The organism is Shivajiella indica (genome assembly GCF_042683085.1).
GTDB classification, from domain to species: domain Bacteria; phylum Bacteroidota; class Bacteroidia; order Cytophagales; family Cyclobacteriaceae; genus Shivajiella; species Shivajiella indica.
In genome coordinates, this window is the sequence record NZ_JBHUIV010000002.1 from 198,205 (window position 1) to 215,953 (window position 17,749).

Sequence of the window (17,749 nt, forward strand, 5' to 3'; positions counted from 1 at the left end):
CTCGAGACCTTCCTTGATATTTTTATAAATGGTCATAAAAGGCTTTATCTTTTAAGTATTCTGCTCACCTGAATTTCATTATTAAATTTAAAAACCAGGAAATAGATGCCTTCATGAAGGTTTTCAAGATCTTTTTCAAGGTCTGCTTCATAAATAGAACCTTGTGAGTAAAGCAGTCCACTGCTATCAAATAGCTGGAATGAAATATCCTCCCCATGCCAATTCTTTGGGAATTCTATGTTTAATTTGCCATTTTGGTGGGGATTGGGCCAAATCAATAATTTAGCATCTTCCGTTTTTTGCCAGTCATCCAACCTAAATACCACACTGTAACTTTCCTTGCCATCCAGATCAATCTGGGCAATCTGGAAGTAAATGTCTGGATGGCTGAACCGCTCTTTATGTTTGAAATGATATTCTTGTGGCTCAGGATTATCACCTTTTGAAGGAATGATAGCTATGGGCTCAAAATTTGTAATGCCTTCCAGGGATCTGAAAAGGATGAATTTTTCATTGTTTTTTTCCCTTGCGGTAGACCAAGAGATCAGGGTCTCACCCTGATTTTCCCATGTTGCCCGGACATTCAACCAAACGACCGGTAAAACCGATAATTCTCTGAAGCTGCCTATGGTGAAAGTTTGTCCATTCAAATTTTCAAAAGCTAACAGCCTTCTCCCCCAAAGTTTGACCGGATCCTGACCTGGTAAATGAATTCCAGGAGAAGCCATACCATTGCTAACGATACGCAGGTCATCCACATCATCCACGATTAAATTTTCAGCTGAAATCTTCATTTCAATTTCTGAATTATCAGAGGCTGAACTTGAAATTTCAAAGTAACTGTTCAATTGATATAACATAGGAGTCCCGTCTGTATCTGAAAACAAGGGTTCCCAATTGGCCCCTGGAATCTCAATATATCGGATGTTTAAATTTCCTCCAGGGGAATTTCCCGTCAGTTGGACTTTCCTGATACCTCCCTGGTATGCGTCTTCGAATGGAAAAGTTGCATTTTGTTCCCCCAGCACATCAGGGATATTTTGATAGAAAAGGTGATGTAAATTGAGCCATGAACCGCCTTCATAAATAAGACTGCCATTACCTTCTGTATTGATATACAAGTCAAAGCCATTGAAATCAATCTGACCATTTTTTATGATCAAGTTGCCTTTTGTTCTGAGATCGGAGTTTAAGGAAAGGCTTCCGGAGGGTTTGTTTATTTCCACTTCTTCGATATTTACTTCCCAACCCTGCACTTCCTGAATGCCGTCTCCATCAAAAGTTATCCTCGAAACAGTTGCTTCAATGATAGCTACACCCGGGTCTACGATTAAATTACCCCTAATAGAGAGATTTTCAGGGAGTATTTTATCAGATCCATTTTCAAAAAAAAGGTTATGGTAAATAAATGGATTGCCTGAAGAAGGAAAGGTGGTCCTGGCAAGGTTTTGATTCCCTAATGATGCCCGGTAAATTACATTTCCTTCAAATAAGATCAATTCAGCATCGATTAAAGGATCATTGCCAAGGAATACAAGATTCCCTCCGGGCTTCACATGCATCAAGGAAGCAGGAATTGTCTCAGATCTTCTAATCATTTGGGCTAAGGGCGAAGAACATTCAGAAACCAATGTTGCACCAGGTTCAATAATCAGATCTCCATAAGGCCCATTTCCGTTGAATATCATCTGATTGTTAAATGAAAAGGTTGAACACGCGGGAATTCCAGCAGTATTGAGTGTTTGGACCACTGTCCCGGATTGAATGATAAAAGCATTTGCCTTGAAGGCAGAATTTACCCATAAGGTTTCCCCTGGTTCCGGATCAAACACCACCGTGAAGCGGCTGTTGGTAGTATTGGCGCTCCAAGTGGCCCTGTCCACTACATTCCTGGAGAATCCTTTAAATACAATTTTTCCTGTTTCGGGATAAATCCAGTCAATCAATGCATTGGTGACATTATTCGTATGAAAAACATTTCCAATTTTAGTCAAAGCCCTCAATGCTCCATAAACCTGTAATTCAAAATTCTGCAAATTGAGTTTTCTGCCGGGGCCTGCTGCACTGTACAAATAAACATTGTTGGCTTCCTCGTTTGCCAAAAGTTGTACTTCATGGTTTTGGTCAATAAAAATATTGTTAAACTGATTGGGTTTTTCTGTTGCCGGAATCCAATTTGTACCATCCCAAGTTTCCCAGATTTCATGATTGTTGTAATTTCCTGATCCAATGGTCCTGTAATCCCCAGGTTCCAGAATAACCTGGGCCAACAAATCGAAGGATATTATGAAAACAATCCAATAAAAAAATATCGGAATGCTGTAAATTCGTGGCAGTCGAGTTAACTTGAATAGTTTTCTTTTCGTCCAAAAAATCATTATTTGAAAAAGTTTTGATCCTATATAAAATTACTTTCATGCGCTCCCATTTAAAAAAACTGTTCATCATTTATCCGTTTATTTATTCGTTTATTTTTTTGGCCAATGCGCAGGAATATCAGATCAGCCTTCTGACCTGTGATCCTGGAGATCAATTGTATTCTGCTTTCGGCCACAGTGCCATCAGGGTCTTGGACAGGGTAAATAATCAGGATCTTGTTTTTAATTATGGGACATTTGATTTCAATACGCCCTTTTTCTATGTAAAATTCACCCAAAGGACCTTGGATTATATGCTGAGTGTTTCCACCTATGAAAGATTTCTTTACGAATACAATTATTACCAAAGGAATGTACGTGAGCAGGTATTGGACCTCAACCCGGAACAGGCAAGACAGTTGGTACAATTCCTTCAGGTCAATTATTTACCCGAAAACAGATTTTACCGCTATGATTTCTTTTATGATAATTGTGCCACAAGGATCAGAGATGCATTTGAAAGTATCTTAGGGAAAAAGCTGGATTGGAATGAAGAGGTTAACCCCGAGAACAAAACGTTCAGAAACCTGATTGATGAGTATGTTTATCCTCTCCCTTGGGCAGATTTTGGGATTGACTTGGCATTAGGCGCAGTCATTGATGTAAATGCAAAAGAAAGGGAAAAGCAGTTCCTCCCAGACTACATGGAAGCAGCATTTGCCAGGGCTATTATTGTTGGGGATGGGCCTAATAGGCCATTGGTGAAATCCAGTCATGTTGTCCTTGAATTCCCTGAAAGGGAAAGTGCGATGGAGTTATTTAACCCCTATTTTGTTTGGTGGATTTTGGCTTTAGGCGTCATGGTCCTGACCTTTCTTGGCTTCAAAAAGAAAAGGTTGTTTAAAGGATTCGATATCATATTATTTTCAGTCCTAGGGTTGCTTGGTTTATTGATTGTATTACTTTGGTTTTTCACTTTTCACTCCCAGACAAAATATAACTGGAATATACTTTGGGCATTTCCTGGGCATTTGTTTTTGGCTTTCGCCTTGCTGAGAAATAATATAAAGTCTTGGGTAAAAAAATACCTGCTCTTTGCCTTGATTTTAGCCAATATTGCCTTAATCTTTTGGATTTTTGGTTGGCAATCTTTCCATGCCAGTATTGTCCCTTTACTCTTGGTAATTCTTCTCAGAACCAATTTCCTATATTATAACTGGGAAAAATTCAAAACGCTGGAAAAAGAATAATTTATAGTGAACAAAACTATTTGACCCATTATTCTTGTTATACTTTGCTTAACTTGCTTTGAACCATGGAATTCAAACTTATTTCCGAATATCAACCCACAGGGGACCAACCTCAGGCTATTCAGCAGTTGACAGAAGGTATTAATAGGGGAGAACCATCGCAGGTTTTGTTGGGTGTTACCGGATCTGGGAAAACTTTTACCGTTGCGAATGTTATTCAAAATGTCCAAAAACCCACTTTGGTCCTAAGCCATAACAAAACTCTCGCGGCTCAACTATATGGTGAATTCAAGCAGTTTTTTCCTGAAAACGCGGTGGAGTATTTTATTTCCTATTACGATTATTACCAACCTGAAGCCTTTATTCCTACCTCAGGCACCTACATTGAAAAAGATTTATCCATCAACGATGAAATAGAAAAGTTACGTTTAAGTGCTACCTCTGCCCTGCTTTCAGGGAGAAGGGATGTCATTGTTGTTGCTTCTGTTTCCTGCATATATGGTATAGGTAATCCTGATGAATTTGGCAAAAATGTGATCCGGCTACAGGAAGGGGATAGGATACCAAGAAATCAATTGTTGTTCAAATTGGTGGACATTCTGTACAGCAGGACAAACAACGAATTAACCCATGGTACTTTTAGGGTAAAAGGAGATACAGTGGATATTTTTGTGGCCTACGCAGATTTTGCTTTTAGGATTTTTTTCTGGGGAGATGAAATTGAGGCAATCCAAAGGATTGATCCGGCAAGCGGAAGGAAGGTTTCAGATGAAAAAATCATTTCTATATTTCCGGCAAACCTGTTTGTAACGGGAAGAGATGTCATTGACACAGCAATCCATGAAATCCAGGATGATCTGATGGCCCAGGTCTCTTTTTTTGAAAAAGACATGAAGTTGATTGAGGCAAAAAGGTTAAGAGAAAGGACTGAATTTGATCTGGAGATGATAAGAGAACTTGGGTATTGCTCCGGGGTGGAGAATTACTCCAGGTATTTTGACCGACGAAAACCTGGCACCAGGCCCTTCTGTTTATTGGATTATTTTCCCGATGACTTCTTAATGGTAATTGATGAGAGCCATGTGACGATTCCTCAGATCCGAGGCATGTGGGGCGGGGATCGGGCCAGAAAAGTAAATTTGGTGGATTATGGTTTCAGGCTTCCATCGGCCCTTGATAATAGGCCGCTGAATTTTGATGAATTTGAGCATTTGATCAATCAGGTGATCTATGTGAGTGCCACTCCGGCGGATTATGAATTGAATCAGACAGAAGGAATTGTGGTAGAACAGATCATTCGGCCCACCGGATTATTAGATCCAATTATTGATGTAAGGCCAAGTGCCAATCAGATAGATGATCTGCTTGAAGAAATTGATGAAAGGGTAAAAGTGGGGGATCGTGTTTTAGTGACTACCCTGACCAAAAGGATGGCAGAAGAATTACAGAAATTTCTGGAAAGGGCAGGAGTCAAGAGTAGGTATATCCATTCAGAAGTGAAACCTTTAGATAGGGTAGAAATATTGAGGGAGTTACGTTTGGGAATTTTTGATGTTCTGGTTGGTGTAAACCTTCTAAGAGAAGGGCTGGATCTTCCTGAAGTATCCTTGGTGGCTATCCTGGATGCCGATAAAGAAGGGTTTTTAAGGAACGAAAGGAGTTTGGTACAGACAATTGGAAGGGCGGCCCGAAATGAAAACGGCATGGTGATCATGTATGCGGATAAGGTTACAGATTCCATGAAAATGGCCATTGATGAGACCAAAAGAAGGAGAAGCCTGCAATTGGCCTATAATGAAGCGCATGGTATTGTTCCAAAAACAATCATAAAGTCGAAGGATAAAATTCTGAGCCAAACCAAGGTTGCTGATTCCAAGAAAAATGCCAAAATATATGACGATAGGGTAGATGCAGAAGCAATGGTAGCAGCTGATCCACTTATCCCATACCTAAGCAAGGATAAACTGGAAAAACTCATTGTCCAAACCCAAAAGAACATGGAGAAGGCTGCTAAAGAACTAAACTTTATGGAAGCGGCCAGGCTTAGAGATGAATGGCAAGGTCTGAAAAACAGGTTGGAAGAGCTTAATAGAGGGGTGTGAAAAATTACCAATCATCAATTATCAATTATCAATTTGAAAAATTACAAAGTATACAAAATATACAAACAGCTGTAATTCATACCATTGAGTTAATCAATAAGCCCTAATCAGAATTCCCAAATCCGAAATTCGAAATCCCAATTTATACATGACGCTTCAAGAGGTCAATAAAATAGCGCAGCAGGGAGAAGGCTTGAAGGTTGAATTCAAGAAGAAAGCGGCATTTCCTGACAAAATAGTCAAAGAAATAATTGCTATGGCAAATACCGAAGGGGGGTGTTTACTTATAGGGGTGGACGATGATGGGACGGTAAGTGGTCAGCGATTTATTGAAGAAGAGGTTTTTGTGATGCAAAAAGCTATAAAAGACTTAATCAAGCCCCAATTGCTGTATGAAGTAGAGATAATTAAGCTCAATCCCAAGAAAGGGGTGGCTGTATTTTCAATTCCAAAGTCCTCGGAGCGGCCCCATTATATCTTAGAGGATAATAGGAAAAGAGCCTTTGTTAGGGTAGCAGATAGAAGTATTCAGGCAAGTAAGGAAATGTGGGAAATTCTTAGAAAGGGAAAACAGTCCAAAGATATGGTTTTCACTTATGGAGACAAGGAAACCATATTGATGAAAGCATTGGCGGAACATGGAAAAGTTACACTTAGGGAATTTCAACGTTTGGCTAAATTACCCAGATTTTTGGCTTCAAAAACCCTGGTAAGGCTGGTTTTGGCTAATGTTATCCAGATCAGCCCTCAGGAAAAAGAGGATTTATACCTTTCTAAAGAATCATAAAGGCAGGGAAAGGCCAAAGCGATGGTTGAAGCCAGTAAGACCCTGAAGGCCTCCTGTATGGATAGCGAGGATGTTTGACCCTGCTGGGAAATAGTTGTTTTTGATCAAATCCAGAAGACCCATCATCATTTTCCCAGTATAAACCGGGTCAAGGGGTATTCCAAATTCATCATAAAACCAACGGATAAAGTCCAACAGCTCATTTGTGAATTTACCATACCCTCCAAAATGAAAACTGTCCAAAACGGTATAGTGGCCACTCGGATTGATTTGAAATTTTGCAAGGATTGTATTTATTTCTGAATGGATGAATTCTCCCTTAAGAGATGAAAACCCCAAGAGCTTTTGGTTTTGTTTCAAGGATGCTGCAAGGCCTGCGAAAGTACCGCCTGTTCCAATAGAGGTACCTATATGGGTGAAAAATTGATCGTTCTCCTGAAGTATTTCAGAAGTTCCTTTGACCGCATAATTATTGGTTCCACCTTCAGGTATCAGATAGAAATTCCCGAAATTATTCCTCAATTGCTTCAAGAAGTCGGGATTATTTTTCCTCCGATATGATTGCCTATCAAGGTATTGTAATTTCATCCCAAAGGCCATGGCAGCCTGTAATGTTGGGTTAAGTGGTAAAGTCTCTTCCCCCCTGATGATTCCAATGCATTCAAAACCCTCTTCTTTTGACGCAGCAGCTGTTGCATATATATGATTGGAAAATGCACCTCCAAAAGTCAATAGGGTTTTAATTCCCTCTTTTTTGGCCTGCTCAAGATTGTACTTCAATTTGAAGAATTTATTCCCCGAAGCCAATGGATGCACCTGATCCAGTCTTTTTATTGACAGATGGATACTTCTATTCTTCCAAAGAGGATGATTCAATTCCTGGGTGGTAATTTCATTGGGTATTAGCATTCTTTTACCTTATTCCTCTACAAATATCAAAAACTTTATGAAATGCACTTATTTTTGTGCTATGTTGAGCGATTTTGAAACGGATAATTTCGATGATGAAGATGAAGTGGTGCTCTTTGAGCGCTTCAATTTCACTGTTGATAAAGGGCAGAGCCCGATGAGAATAGACAAATTTCTGACGGATAAAGTTGCCAATGCGACAAGAAATAAGGTTCAAAATGCCATAGATTTAGGCAATGTATTGGTAAACGGGAAACCTACAAAATCCAATTACAAAATTAAGCCATCAGATGAAATTAAGGTCTTTTTGGAAAAACCTCCCAGAGATACAGAAGTAGTACCTGAGAAAATCCCTTTGGATATTTTATTTGAGGATGAGCACCTTTTGGTAGTGAATAAGCCGGCAGGGATGGTAGTTCATCCGGCCCATGGAAATTGGACAGGTACCCTTGTCAATGGCTTGGTTTACCACTTCAATCAATTGCCAACATTGCCCGGGAATACCGGCAGGCCAGGACTGGTTCACAGGATTGACAAAGATACTTCCGGACTTCTTGTCATTGCCAAATCTGAAATTGCCATGACAGATCTGGCCAATCAGTTTTTTCATCATACCATTGAAAGGGCTTACCTGGCTTTGGTTTGGGGTGAGCTACAGGAAGATGAGGGTACCATTATTGCCCATGTAGGCAGAAGTGCCAAAGATAGAAAAGTGATGGATGCCTATCCGGATGGCTCTCAGGGAAAGCATGCTGTTACCCATTGGAAGGTATTGGAAAGACTTCGCTATGTATCTTTGATCCAATGTAACCTCGAAACGGGTCGAACCCATCAAATACGGGCCCATATGAAGTTTATGGGACATCCTCTTTTCAATGATGCCATGTATGGAGGAGATAAAATCAGGAAAGGAACACAATTCTCCAAATATAAATCATTTGTCCAAAACTGCTTTGCCATCATGCCACGTCAGGCTCTTCATGCCAAGTCACTTGGTTTTGTGCATCCTGTGACCAAAAAACACCTGTATTTTGAAGCACCTTTACCGGAAGATTTTTCCTCAGTACTTGATAAATGGGAAAAATACGTCACATTTGAGGATTAATTTTATGAAAAATCCTTGTTTTTACTTTGAATAGTTAAAAACAGCACCTTTTTTAATTCCTTTCAAGACCAAATTATCTTTTGGGAAACTTGATTTTCTTTAACAAGTTTTCAAATTCAGTATTTCCGCAATCGGTGACGGATAATGAATTTTTAAATTTTAGCCATAAAAATAAATTTACTGTAAATTTTGATCTAAATATTTGCAAAATTTTTAATATCTCTCTTTTGGTCTTAAATTTGTATCATAAAATCATGTAGGATTTATTTATTTGGCGAAGGATAATTCCTTCGGAGGTTCAAATCCTCCTCCTACATCTGGTTATTTTGGGTTTATTGTTAATTGACTAAAGCTGTGAAATTCTGTTTCACAGCTTTTTTGCTTTTCAAAGCTCCAATTTTGATTGAAAAATCCTTAATGAAAATGTCTTTTTTTATATTTTAAATATCGCATGCGTATTTATTCATGCATTTTATTGATAATAATGTAAATAAATGCTGTAAAAGTTTAATTTATTTTAATAAATGGTTCGTTTTATTAATTTTGACCCGTCTAGAAAAGCAGACAGAAACAATATTGTAGGATGTTGAAATTGGCAGACAAGCCCTCCTGTCTCGGGGGTGGGGATCCGTGGATAAAGTGCGTCAAGAGCTCTGATGTAACCTAACCGCCCCGTGGAGGTTCGAGTCCTTCTCCTACAGCTGGGATTGAGTAAAAATCAAAAAAAAGAGGTAAATTGTCAGGTTATCGTATTGACCTAAGCATTTTACCTCTTTTTGGTTTTGGTTAAAATAGGTTTGTTCATCCTGTCCGATTCCAATCCAATTGTATTACTTTTACTCTTGAATTTTTTATAAATGGAAGAGGAAACTAACGATAAAATCACCAAGGGAAGAAAAAAAGGAAGGTTGATCAGGATTTCAGGATCAATTTTTCTTGTCTTGGCTTTTTTACAGGCTATTTTTTACTTTGGATCGGATTTCCTTCTCAGAAATTATCTTCAAGAAAAAGTAAGAATAGCCTCAGATGAGAAATACGAAATAGAATTTGACCGTTTTTTTATCCTATTTATCCAAAGAGGGATAGTCTTTGAAGGGTTGAATATTATTCCCATAGAGGAGAATATTAAAGGAAAAGAGAATACAGCCTATTATAAAATCGGGTTGCCTGATATTAGAATCACCGGAATAAATTATTTATTTGGAAAAAGGGAACTTGTATTTGGAAATATAGAAGTAACCAATCCAAGTATAGATTTCAGTCTGAAAATTGAAGATATTTTTGAACAACAGGAGCTTGAAGATAGCCCCTTGAACATATTGCAGGAAGAAATCAAAAAATCATTTTTGGGTTCCCGCATCAATGAAATCCGAATCAAGGCCCTAAAAATTAATGAGGCGGATGTGCTCCTGAATAATTTTATAGCCCAAAGGAGAATTAAAGCAGAGAATACGAATTTTTATTTGGAAGATATTCAGCTGTTACAGACAAGAAACCCTTTAACTCCGCTGAATGCTGTAGGTTTTGATTTTGACTTTGAAAATTTTGAGATCCTTTTAGCCGATAGTGTACATACAGTTTTTGCTGAAAAAGTAAAAATTTCTTCCCTGGACCAATATGTTACAGTCCAGGACCTTAAAATTATCCCTGACTTTAACCAGTATTCGGATGCTTATTTTCAGCTCGACCTTAAGGATCTGAGGTTAGAGGATGCAGATATCAATAAGGTTTTTTATACCTCGCAAGTAGAAGTTGGAAGTTTGAAGCTGCAAAAACCGGAATTTGTTCATTATGTGAGGAAAAAGAGTAAAATTGATGCTGTTGGGGAAAAGCAGCCTTTTGATTTGTACCATTTAATAGAAGGGATATTGTCGTCTATTGAAGTGTCTGAATTTGAGATCGAAAATGGGATTTTTTCCCAAAGAAACGTCAATGAAAGAGACGGATATAGGATCAATGCGGTTAGAATAGACTTAAATATGGCTGATTTTTACATAGGACCTGACGAGTCAAAGAAAAGAAATCAGTTTTTTTACGCGGATCAGGCTATGGTGGAATTGCACCATGTTGACCTGGTTTTGGGGGATAGTGTACATCATATTAAAAGCGAATTTGTGAGACTTTCATCCCAGGAAGATGTCATCAAAATTGAGGGTTTCAAATTATTTCCAACCCTTGGGAAGGTGGCTGAAAAAGGTGTTACAATTCTTGATTTTGACGTGCCTCATCTATCAATTACTGATGCGAACCTGAAGAAAATTTATAATGAAGGGATTATTGATGTGAAGAGTATTATGGTTGAAAGTCCTGAAATTTTATTGAGGGATTTGCAGGAAAAAAGATCAGATCAGGATGAATCATTTGATATATCCTCTATCTATGCTGATTATCTTGATGCGATTTATGTCAAGAAATTTGAAATCAGAGATGGATCTCTGGTAGTAGACAATAAGCTTAGAAGTAGACAGGATAGTTTATCATTTGGGAAAATTAATTTGATTTTGGAAAATTTTGCTATTGATAGGCAGACCGAAAATGCTGATACCAGAAGTTTTTTTTGGGCTGAAAACCTTCAGTTGGAACTTGAGGATTATTTGTTGAAACTTGCTGACAACCTTCATGTTTTCAAAGCAGATAAGGTATTTTTGGACACAAAAACGTCTGCTATTAAGGTGGATGGATTTACCATACGCCCACACCATACAGATGACATTAAAAATATTCTGGACCGATATGGTAAAAGCACCGCATTAGACATTTTTGTCCCACAATTCTATGCCAAAGGTGTAGATATTACTTCTGCCTATTTTGACGAAATCCTAAAAGTAAATAGCATTACGGTTCCTTCACCAGAAATTAGCATTTATCGATATACCAATTTACCTCCCAACGAGGACGGAGAAAAGGTTGACCAAAGGGAGTTGTTACAATTGTTAATAAATTATTTCAAAGAGGTGGAAGTTGCTTCCTTGGTACTTGAAAGAGGTAATTTAAACTACGAAGATTTTGGAGCTGATAGAATGCAAGCTTTTTATGAAAACGATTTTTCCATTTCTATTAAAAAATTCAGGATTAATGAGGATTCGGCCCCAGAGGAACTCAAGTTTTTGTTTTCCCAAGAAGTAGATTTAAATCTGAATAATTATGTATTTAACATAGCAGATGGGAAATACAATATTCTTGCTGACCGCATTAATTTTAATTCAGCAAGAGAAGAAATTTTGGCCTCCAATGTTCGCTTGAATCCCGGAAGAATTTTTAAGGATAGGACAAGGGTGACTGCTGTCATCCCAGAAATGTCTCTTCAGGGAGTTGACCTTGAGGCTTTTCTGTTTGATAACACGTTGAATTTGGAGAAAGTAAGGCTTTCAGGATCTGATGTACAGGTGTTGATCAATAAAGATTTAGGTTTGGAAGATATACCTGCCTCTAGGAGACAGAGAAGGGAAAGAAATCTTCCAAAGACAATCGATGTGGTAGAAATTGACACCATACAGGCAGAAAAAGCCCAGCTTAGTCTGGCATTCAGGGAGGGAGGGGTACAAAGTGAATTGATCAACACAGGTATTGATTTATCATTTTATGGATTCAAATTGGATTCGGCAATAGTAAGTAAAAGTGAAATAACAGGCTTATTTGACGCCATGTCATTGGATATAGATGAATTTTGGCTGACCCTTGCAGATAGTGTTCATCAGATTACTTTTTCAAAAGTGGAGTTGGATACCCGGTATGAGGGGGTTTTGGTAGATAATTTCCGTATTATCCCAAGAGACCTTTCAGGAAAGCCCGGAAAACCTGTATTCTCAGGACATATTCCCACGGCATTGATTAAAACCAAATCCCTTTCAGAAATCCAAAGCAGTAAAGATTTATGGATTTCAGAATTTCGCTTGTTCAGACCTGACATTGAAATATTTGTAGACCAGGTTAAGAGTGAATCAAAACCCGGGGAAATAAAAGAACCCGGAACTGAAATCATTGAAAATCTTCAGATTGATGATTTTGAAATTATTGAAGGAAATATTGCAATGTTTCAAAAAGACGGTTCGGCGGAACCAAAGGGTATCAAAAAACTGAACTTGTCGTTGGAGGATTTGAAATTTAACATCAGTGAATTGGAGGCTATCAGAGAACAGGATTTGCTCAGGAAAAAATTCAAACTGGATTTTCCGGATTTTCAGTTGCTTTTAAAGGACAGTCTCAATAAGGTTAGCATTGGTTTGGTTACAGTCAGCAATGAGGAAATCAGAATGGAAAATCTGGAGTATCTACCAAGATATGGAAAATATCAATATGGCCGGATCGTAGGTGAACAAACAGATGTGGTTCAAATTAAGGTTCCCTTGGTGATCATCAGTAAACCTGATTTGGACAAGCTTTTTGAGGAGGAAAAATTATTGGCGTCCAAGATTTTGATTCTTGATGCAGATGGTGAGTTTTTTCGGGATAAGCGATATCAAAGGCCAAAGAATGTCTTACGCCCCATGCCTCAGGCGCTTATGAAAAAGGCGGGAATTGAACTGAAAGTTGATACCTTGTTAGTGGAAAACTCGCAAATCAGGTATATGGAATTTCCTGAACAGGGGATGGTTCCAGGGCAGCTGTATTTCAATGAACTCAGTGCTTCTTTGATACCTTTCCATACTTCAATTGATGAGAAAAACTTTCTTTTGGAAGAATCTTTGCTTTTGGCCAATGCAAAAATCAATGGAAGGGCTGAAATAAGTCTTCAGGGCCAGCTTTTCTATGAGTTTCCATATCCAATGAAAATAAATGCCCAGTTGGGTGCATTTGATTTAGAATCTATCAATTCCATTTTAAAACCAAATGCTTTTGTAAAGGTTAGAGAAGGCCGGGTTAACAGCGCGGATTGGTCGTTTGTGGCCAATGACAGAGATGCTGTAGGAAGCATGGAATTTTTGTATAATGATTTGAACCTTGAATTATTGGATGAAAGGACTTTGGAAAAAGGGAGGGGGAGGAAAGGTATTTTAACTTTTGTTTTAAATGTTTTTGCAGTAAGGTCAAATAATCCACGGAAATTCCTGAATACCAAAATCTCTTCCAAGATTTATTATCCAAGGGATAAAGAGAGGTTCATTTTTAATTATTGGTGGAAAACAACAGTTACCGGATTAAAGGGAAGTGTAGGGTTAGGGCAACCAAAAATTCCCAAAAGAAAGGAAGAAGATTAATGTAATTTATCTTCTGTTGCCGATCCAAACGCCTAAAATCACTGCAATTATGCCCACATAATGACCGGCTAGCAAAACCTCTCCATCCAATATACCCCACATGATAGCTACCACAGGAATAAGATAGGTTACAGAACTTGCAAATACTGGAGTAGCTACTTTGACCATGATATTGAATAATATCAGGGCAATGGCTGTCCCTACAATGCCCAATATTGCCAGGTAGAAGGCAGCCATAGGAGCTCCATCCACATGAAGGATCTTGAAAGAAAAACGGGTAAATGCAAAAAGATAAATTAAAGCAGCAGGTAATACTAAAGATAATGAAATGGCTGTGATGGCGACTGGTTTTAAGGTCACAAATTTAAATTTGATGATATTCAAATTTAATCCATAACAAGCACATGCCAATAAAACAAATAACGCATAAGCATTGATGTCATAAAAAGAGCCAAATCCTGCTCCTTCTTTTACAGTGAGTAAAATTACCACTCCAACAAAGGCGATAAATAAACCGATCGCATTCCTTCTGGTAATGGTGGAATTAAAGAACAAGGCCCCAATAATTACCACAAATAAAGGGGTCATGGCATTGAATACCCCTGTTAATGAGGAACTTAATTGAGTTTGGGCTTTAGCAAACAAAAATGCAGGTATGAAGCTGCCTACCAATCCGACAATTACCAGGTATTTGATTTGTTTTCGGTTAAGCTGTTTAAGCCTTGGCAATGAAAGTGGTAACAGGAACATTCCTGCTGCAACAATTCTGAATGCCCCTACCTCTCCTGGAGAAAACACTTCAAGCCCTCGTTTGATCAAGATGAATGAACTTCCCCAAATCAAGGCTAAAATAATTAGAAAGCCCCATGCTTTGAGGGAACTTTCGGCTTGGATATCTCTGGTCATGAATAGGTCAATGGGAGTACATAGGAATGAGATGGGAAGGTTGAGAAAATTTTTTCTTTTTTCTCAACCAATAGTAAAAATTTTAAAATAGATAATCTGCATATACCTCTCCTACCTCTTCTAATATTGCTGAAACTTCTTCATAAGTGTCAGCGGTTACCATCCTTGTTCGGTAAGGCTTAAAATTCGGCATACCCCTGAAATAATTGGTGTAATGTCTTCTCATTTCCAGAATACCTTGCTTTTCACCCTTCCACTTGACAGAAAAATCCAGATGTTTCTTGGTAACATTTATTCGCTCTTCCAAATCAGGGCCTAAAAGCTTTTCCCCTGTTTCAAGAAAATGCTTGATTTCATTGAATACCCAGGGATAACCAATTGAAGCCCTTCCGATCATCATTCCATCTACGTTGTATTTTTCTTTGTATTCTTTTGCTTTTTCTGGGCTGTCAATATCCCCATTTCCAAAAACCGGTATGTTTAATCTCGGATTATCTTTTACAAGATTCAAGTAAGACCAGTCTGCCTCACCTTTATACATTTGTTGACGGGTTCTTGCATGAATGCTTATGGCCTGAATACCCACATCCTGCAACCTTTCCGCTACTTCCACAATGCGGATGGTGTCATGGGACCATCCCAATCTTGTTTTAACGGTGACCGGAATATTGACCCTTTTGACAATTTCAGATGTCATGGAGACCATTTTGTCAATATCCAAAAGAATTCCTGCACCAGCGCCTTTGCATGCCACCTTATGTACCGGACATCCATAATTGATATCCAAAATATCAGGACCAGCAGCCTCTGCTATGGCTGCAGCTTCTCTCATGGAATCAATTTCATTTCCAAAAATCTGAATACCTATTGGTCTTTCATATTCAAAAATATCTAATTTTTGAAGGCTTTTGGCAGCATCACGAATCAATCCTTCAGAGCTGATAAACTCAGTAAACATCAGATCAGCTCCGTTTTCCTTACAAACTGCCCTGAAGGGAGGGTCACTTACATCCTCCATTGGCGCCAGCAACAAGGGAAATTCCCCCAATTCTAAGTTTCCAATCTTAACCACTTTTCAATTGTAATTTTCCTGTAAATTTACCGCAATTATGCAGATATATAAAACTAAAGCCCCAATAGCTTCAAGAAGATCCTGGTTTCTTTCTTTAATTATCGTTTTATTGATAACAGTGGGAGTAATGATCTTGTTGCAGGGATTGGGATTAATGCTTGTTCCTCCGATTTTCAATATCTCTTTGGATGAGATGTTGGCTTTATTCACCTCACCAAGCGATTTCCCAAATGCCAAATACGCCATGTATTTTGTTCAAGGCCTTGGTTCAGGACTTTCTTTTATTATTGCTTCATTAATCATTGCAAAATTGATTGATAAAGCGGACTTCGGAATTGAACAACAAATAGATCGCTTTAAGTTCAACGGATTTTTGATTTTACTCCTCATTATGTTTGGATCCCTTCTTTTTAATAGTCTGATCATTGATTGGAATGCAAATATGCATTTACCGGAGAGTATGGGAAAATTAGAGGAGTTCTTCAAAAGAACAGAAGACGAAAGGATGGTGATGACCAAATTCCTGACTGATTTTGAAAACCCTTTTGAATTTGTAGTAGCTGTATTGGTTATCGGGATTTTTGCAGGAGTAGGGGAAGAATTGTTTTTTAGGGGGGTTGTTCAGCCAAAGATGCTTATTTATACTCAAAATGGCCATTTGGCGGTTTGGATTACTGCTTTTATTTTTTCAGCCATCCATATTCAATTTTATGGGTTTTTCCCACGGATGTTGCTAGGTGCCATATTTGGGTACCTCTATTTATATTCCGGTAGTTTGTTTTATCCGATAATTGCCCATATTTTGAACAACACATTTACAGTAGTATTACTTTATTTAAGTAAGCTTGGTAAAATTGAATTTGATATTGATCAAACCGGACAGGTTTCCCTTCCATACGCTATTATTGGGTTGTTTGTACTTCTCCTTGGTATGAAGGTTTTTAAAGAAAAAGGCAAAAAGTATAAACTTGATGAAGAATTGGAAGAAAGTCTTTGAAGACGGATCGCCGGTCAGGGCTGAAATTGTAAAGGGTTTTTTGGAAGATTGCGGTATTCAAGCAGTCATTTTAAATAAAAAAGAATCGGTGTACCAAATTCACGGTCAATATGAGGTGATGGTGCCATACACAGAAGCCCTAAAAGCAATAAACATAGTAAAGAATGAGATCTCCTTTTAGAATGCGGGACAGATTTAATATCAGTAATTACAGTAATCTTGCCCAAAGGATTATTACAGCAGTTATTGGTGCAGCCATAATCATAGCAGGCTCTGTGATCAGTCCATGGCTTTATTTTTTGGTTTTCGGTTTAATTCTGGGATTCTCCCAAATGGAATTTTATAGGTTGACAGGGCTTGATGGGATGCTTCCCTTAAAGAGTTTTGGGACATTTTTGGGAATTACCATATTTACGCTGTCATTTTTGATTGGGTTAGGTCACCTGGATGATAAATATTATTTTCTCATTTTCCCTTTGGCTTCCCTGGTGTTCTTTATCAAACTTTATCGAAAATCCGACAAGAAGCCATTCACAGGGGTAGCTTTCACTTTCTTGGGTATTTTTTATGTAGCTGTTCCGTTCGCCTTGTTGAATGTAGCTGCTTTTTCGGTGGATGATGGCTTCCACTATGAAGTAATTGTTGGTTCCCTGTTTATCCTTTGGGCTTCAGATACTGGAGCCTATTTTGCAGGGACAAAATTTGGAAGAACCAAGCTTTTTGAAAGAGTTTCCCCTAAAAAATCATGGGAAGGATTTTTGGGAGGAGCAGCATTGGCTTATTTTGTGGCCTACATTTTGTCAAAATATTTTGACTCTATCCCGCAATGGCAGTGGTTATGTATTGCCACCATCATTATTATTGCAGGGACTTATGGGGATTTGATTGAGTCTTTATTTAAGAGAAGTATAGAGATAAAAGATTCCGGAAGGTCACTGCCAGGTCATGGTGGATTTATGGACCGTTTTGACGGATTGTTATTATCAGCTCCATTTATTGCAGCATTTTTGAAAATCTTTTAAAATCTCCTATTGGATATTAAAAAACTCATTAATATTGTACCATA

At 38.2% G+C, this 17,749-nt stretch carries 12 protein-coding genes; 8 read left to right on the plus strand and 4 right to left on the minus strand.

Annotated elements, in window-relative coordinates:
- Window positions 1-44 precede the first annotated feature (44 nt).
- Window positions 45-2,270 carry a T9SS type A sorting domain-containing protein gene (locus tag ACFSKV_RS00870; RefSeq protein WP_380799649.1) on the minus strand — a complete coding sequence of 742 codons (2,226 nt, stop codon included), beginning with the start codon at window positions 2,268-2,270 and terminating at the stop codon, window positions 45-47.
- A 146-nt stretch (window positions 2,271-2,416) separates the two neighbouring features.
- Here ACFSKV_RS00870 and ACFSKV_RS00875 point away from each other — a divergent pair, with 146 nt between their 5' ends.
- The 3 genes from ACFSKV_RS00875 to ACFSKV_RS00885 all read left to right on the plus strand — a co-directional run bounded on the left by ACFSKV_RS00875 (window position 2,417) and on the right by ACFSKV_RS00885 (window position 6,496).
- Window positions 2,417-3,607 (plus strand): Lnb N-terminal periplasmic domain-containing protein, encoded by a 1,191-nt coding sequence (locus ACFSKV_RS00875; protein ID WP_380799650.1) that lies wholly within the window; start codon window positions 2,417-2,419, stop codon window positions 3,605-3,607.
- 65 nt (window positions 3,608-3,672) lie between these two features.
- Complete coding sequence (gene uvrB, locus ACFSKV_RS00880) at window positions 3,673-5,709, plus strand: excinuclease ABC subunit UvrB (RefSeq protein WP_380799651.1); 2,037 nt, start codon at window positions 3,673-3,675, stop codon at window positions 5,707-5,709.
- A gap of 148 nt (window positions 5,710-5,857) precedes the next feature.
- Complete coding sequence (locus ACFSKV_RS00885; protein WP_380799653.1) at window positions 5,858-6,496, plus strand: AlbA family DNA-binding domain-containing protein; 639 nt, start codon at window positions 5,858-5,860, stop codon at window positions 6,494-6,496.
- Here ACFSKV_RS00885 and ACFSKV_RS00890 read toward each other — a convergent pair.
- Complete coding sequence (locus tag ACFSKV_RS00890) at window positions 6,491-7,405, minus strand: 1-aminocyclopropane-1-carboxylate deaminase/D-cysteine desulfhydrase (protein WP_380799654.1); 915 nt, start codon at window positions 7,403-7,405, stop codon at window positions 6,491-6,493. The genes ACFSKV_RS00885 and ACFSKV_RS00890 overlap by 6 nt on opposite strands.
- Before the next feature lie 61 nt (window positions 7,406-7,466).
- On the opposite strand from ACFSKV_RS00890, the gene ACFSKV_RS00895 reads away from it, so the two are divergent.
- Together ACFSKV_RS00895 and ACFSKV_RS00900 are read left to right on the plus strand one after the other, a co-directional pair.
- A complete protein-coding gene (locus ACFSKV_RS00895; RefSeq protein ID WP_380799688.1) occupies window positions 7,467-8,510 on the plus strand; it encodes an RluA family pseudouridine synthase in 1,044 nt (347 codons plus the stop codon).
- 857 nt (window positions 8,511-9,367) lie between these two features.
- A complete protein-coding gene (locus ACFSKV_RS00900; protein ID WP_380799655.1) occupies window positions 9,368-13,708 on the plus strand; it encodes a hypothetical protein in 4,341 nt (1,446 codons plus the stop codon).
- A 6-nt stretch (window positions 13,709-13,714) separates the two neighbouring features.
- Here the strand turns inward: ACFSKV_RS00900 and ACFSKV_RS00905 are convergent, their stop codons facing one another.
- Window positions 13,715-14,614 carry a DMT family transporter gene (locus ACFSKV_RS00905; protein ID WP_380799657.1) on the minus strand — a complete coding sequence of 300 codons (900 nt, stop codon included), beginning with the start codon at window positions 14,612-14,614 and terminating at the stop codon, window positions 13,715-13,717.
- Between the two features lie 82 nt (window positions 14,615-14,696).
- Window positions 14,697-15,686, minus strand: a complete 990-nt coding sequence (gene dusB / locus ACFSKV_RS00910) for a tRNA dihydrouridine synthase DusB (RefSeq protein WP_380799659.1) — start codon at window positions 15,684-15,686, stop codon at window positions 14,697-14,699.
- Between the two features lie 37 nt (window positions 15,687-15,723).
- On the opposite strand from dusB, the gene ACFSKV_RS00915 reads away from it, so the two are divergent.
- From ACFSKV_RS00915 to ACFSKV_RS00925, 3 genes are read left to right on the plus strand one after another with little or no spacing between them, the layout of a single operon-like run.
- The gene (locus ACFSKV_RS00915) at window positions 15,724-16,683 is read left to right on the plus strand and encodes a CPBP family intramembrane glutamic endopeptidase (protein ID WP_380799660.1); all 960 of its coding nucleotides are present in this window, start codon (window positions 15,724-15,726) and stop codon (window positions 16,681-16,683) included.
- Complete coding sequence (locus ACFSKV_RS00920; RefSeq protein ID WP_380799661.1) at window positions 16,658-16,864, plus strand: putative signal transducing protein; 207 nt, start codon at window positions 16,658-16,660, stop codon at window positions 16,862-16,864. The genes ACFSKV_RS00915 and ACFSKV_RS00920 overlap by 26 nt, the downstream gene beginning before the upstream one ends.
- Window positions 16,848-17,705 (plus strand): phosphatidate cytidylyltransferase, encoded by an 858-nt coding sequence (locus tag ACFSKV_RS00925; RefSeq protein ID WP_380799662.1) that lies wholly within the window; start codon window positions 16,848-16,850, stop codon window positions 17,703-17,705. The genes ACFSKV_RS00920 and ACFSKV_RS00925 overlap by 17 nt, the downstream gene beginning before the upstream one ends.
- The last annotated feature ends 44 nt before the right edge of the window (window positions 17,706-17,749 follow it).

Coding starts and splice junctions, on each gene's coding strand:
- ACFSKV_RS00890 (WP_380799654.1), bottom strand. CDS start 7,405: ATGCTAATACCCAATGAAATTACCACCCAGGAATTGAATCATCCTCTT.
- ACFSKV_RS00885 (WP_380799653.1), top strand. CDS start 5,858: ATGACGCTTCAAGAGGTCAATAAAATAGCGCAGCAGGGAGAAGGCTTG.
- ACFSKV_RS00895 (WP_380799688.1), top strand. CDS start 7,467: ATGTTGAGCGATTTTGAAACGGATAATTTCGATGATGAAGATGAAGTG.
- uvrB (WP_380799651.1), top strand. CDS start 3,673: ATGGAATTCAAACTTATTTCCGAATATCAACCCACAGGGGACCAACCT.
- ACFSKV_RS00915 (WP_380799660.1), top strand. CDS start 15,724: ATGCAGATATATAAAACTAAAGCCCCAATAGCTTCAAGAAGATCCTGG.
- ACFSKV_RS00925 (WP_380799662.1), top strand. CDS start 16,848: ATGAGATCTCCTTTTAGAATGCGGGACAGATTTAATATCAGTAATTAC.
- ACFSKV_RS00900 (WP_380799655.1), top strand. CDS start 9,368: ATGGAAGAGGAAACTAACGATAAAATCACCAAGGGAAGAAAAAAAGGA.
- ACFSKV_RS00875 (WP_380799650.1), top strand. CDS start 2,417: ATGCGCTCCCATTTAAAAAAACTGTTCATCATTTATCCGTTTATTTAT.
- ACFSKV_RS00920 (WP_380799661.1), top strand. CDS start 16,658: ATGAAGAATTGGAAGAAAGTCTTTGAAGACGGATCGCCGGTCAGGGCT.
- ACFSKV_RS00905 (WP_380799657.1), bottom strand. CDS start 14,614: ATGACCAGAGATATCCAAGCCGAAAGTTCCCTCAAAGCATGGGGCTTT.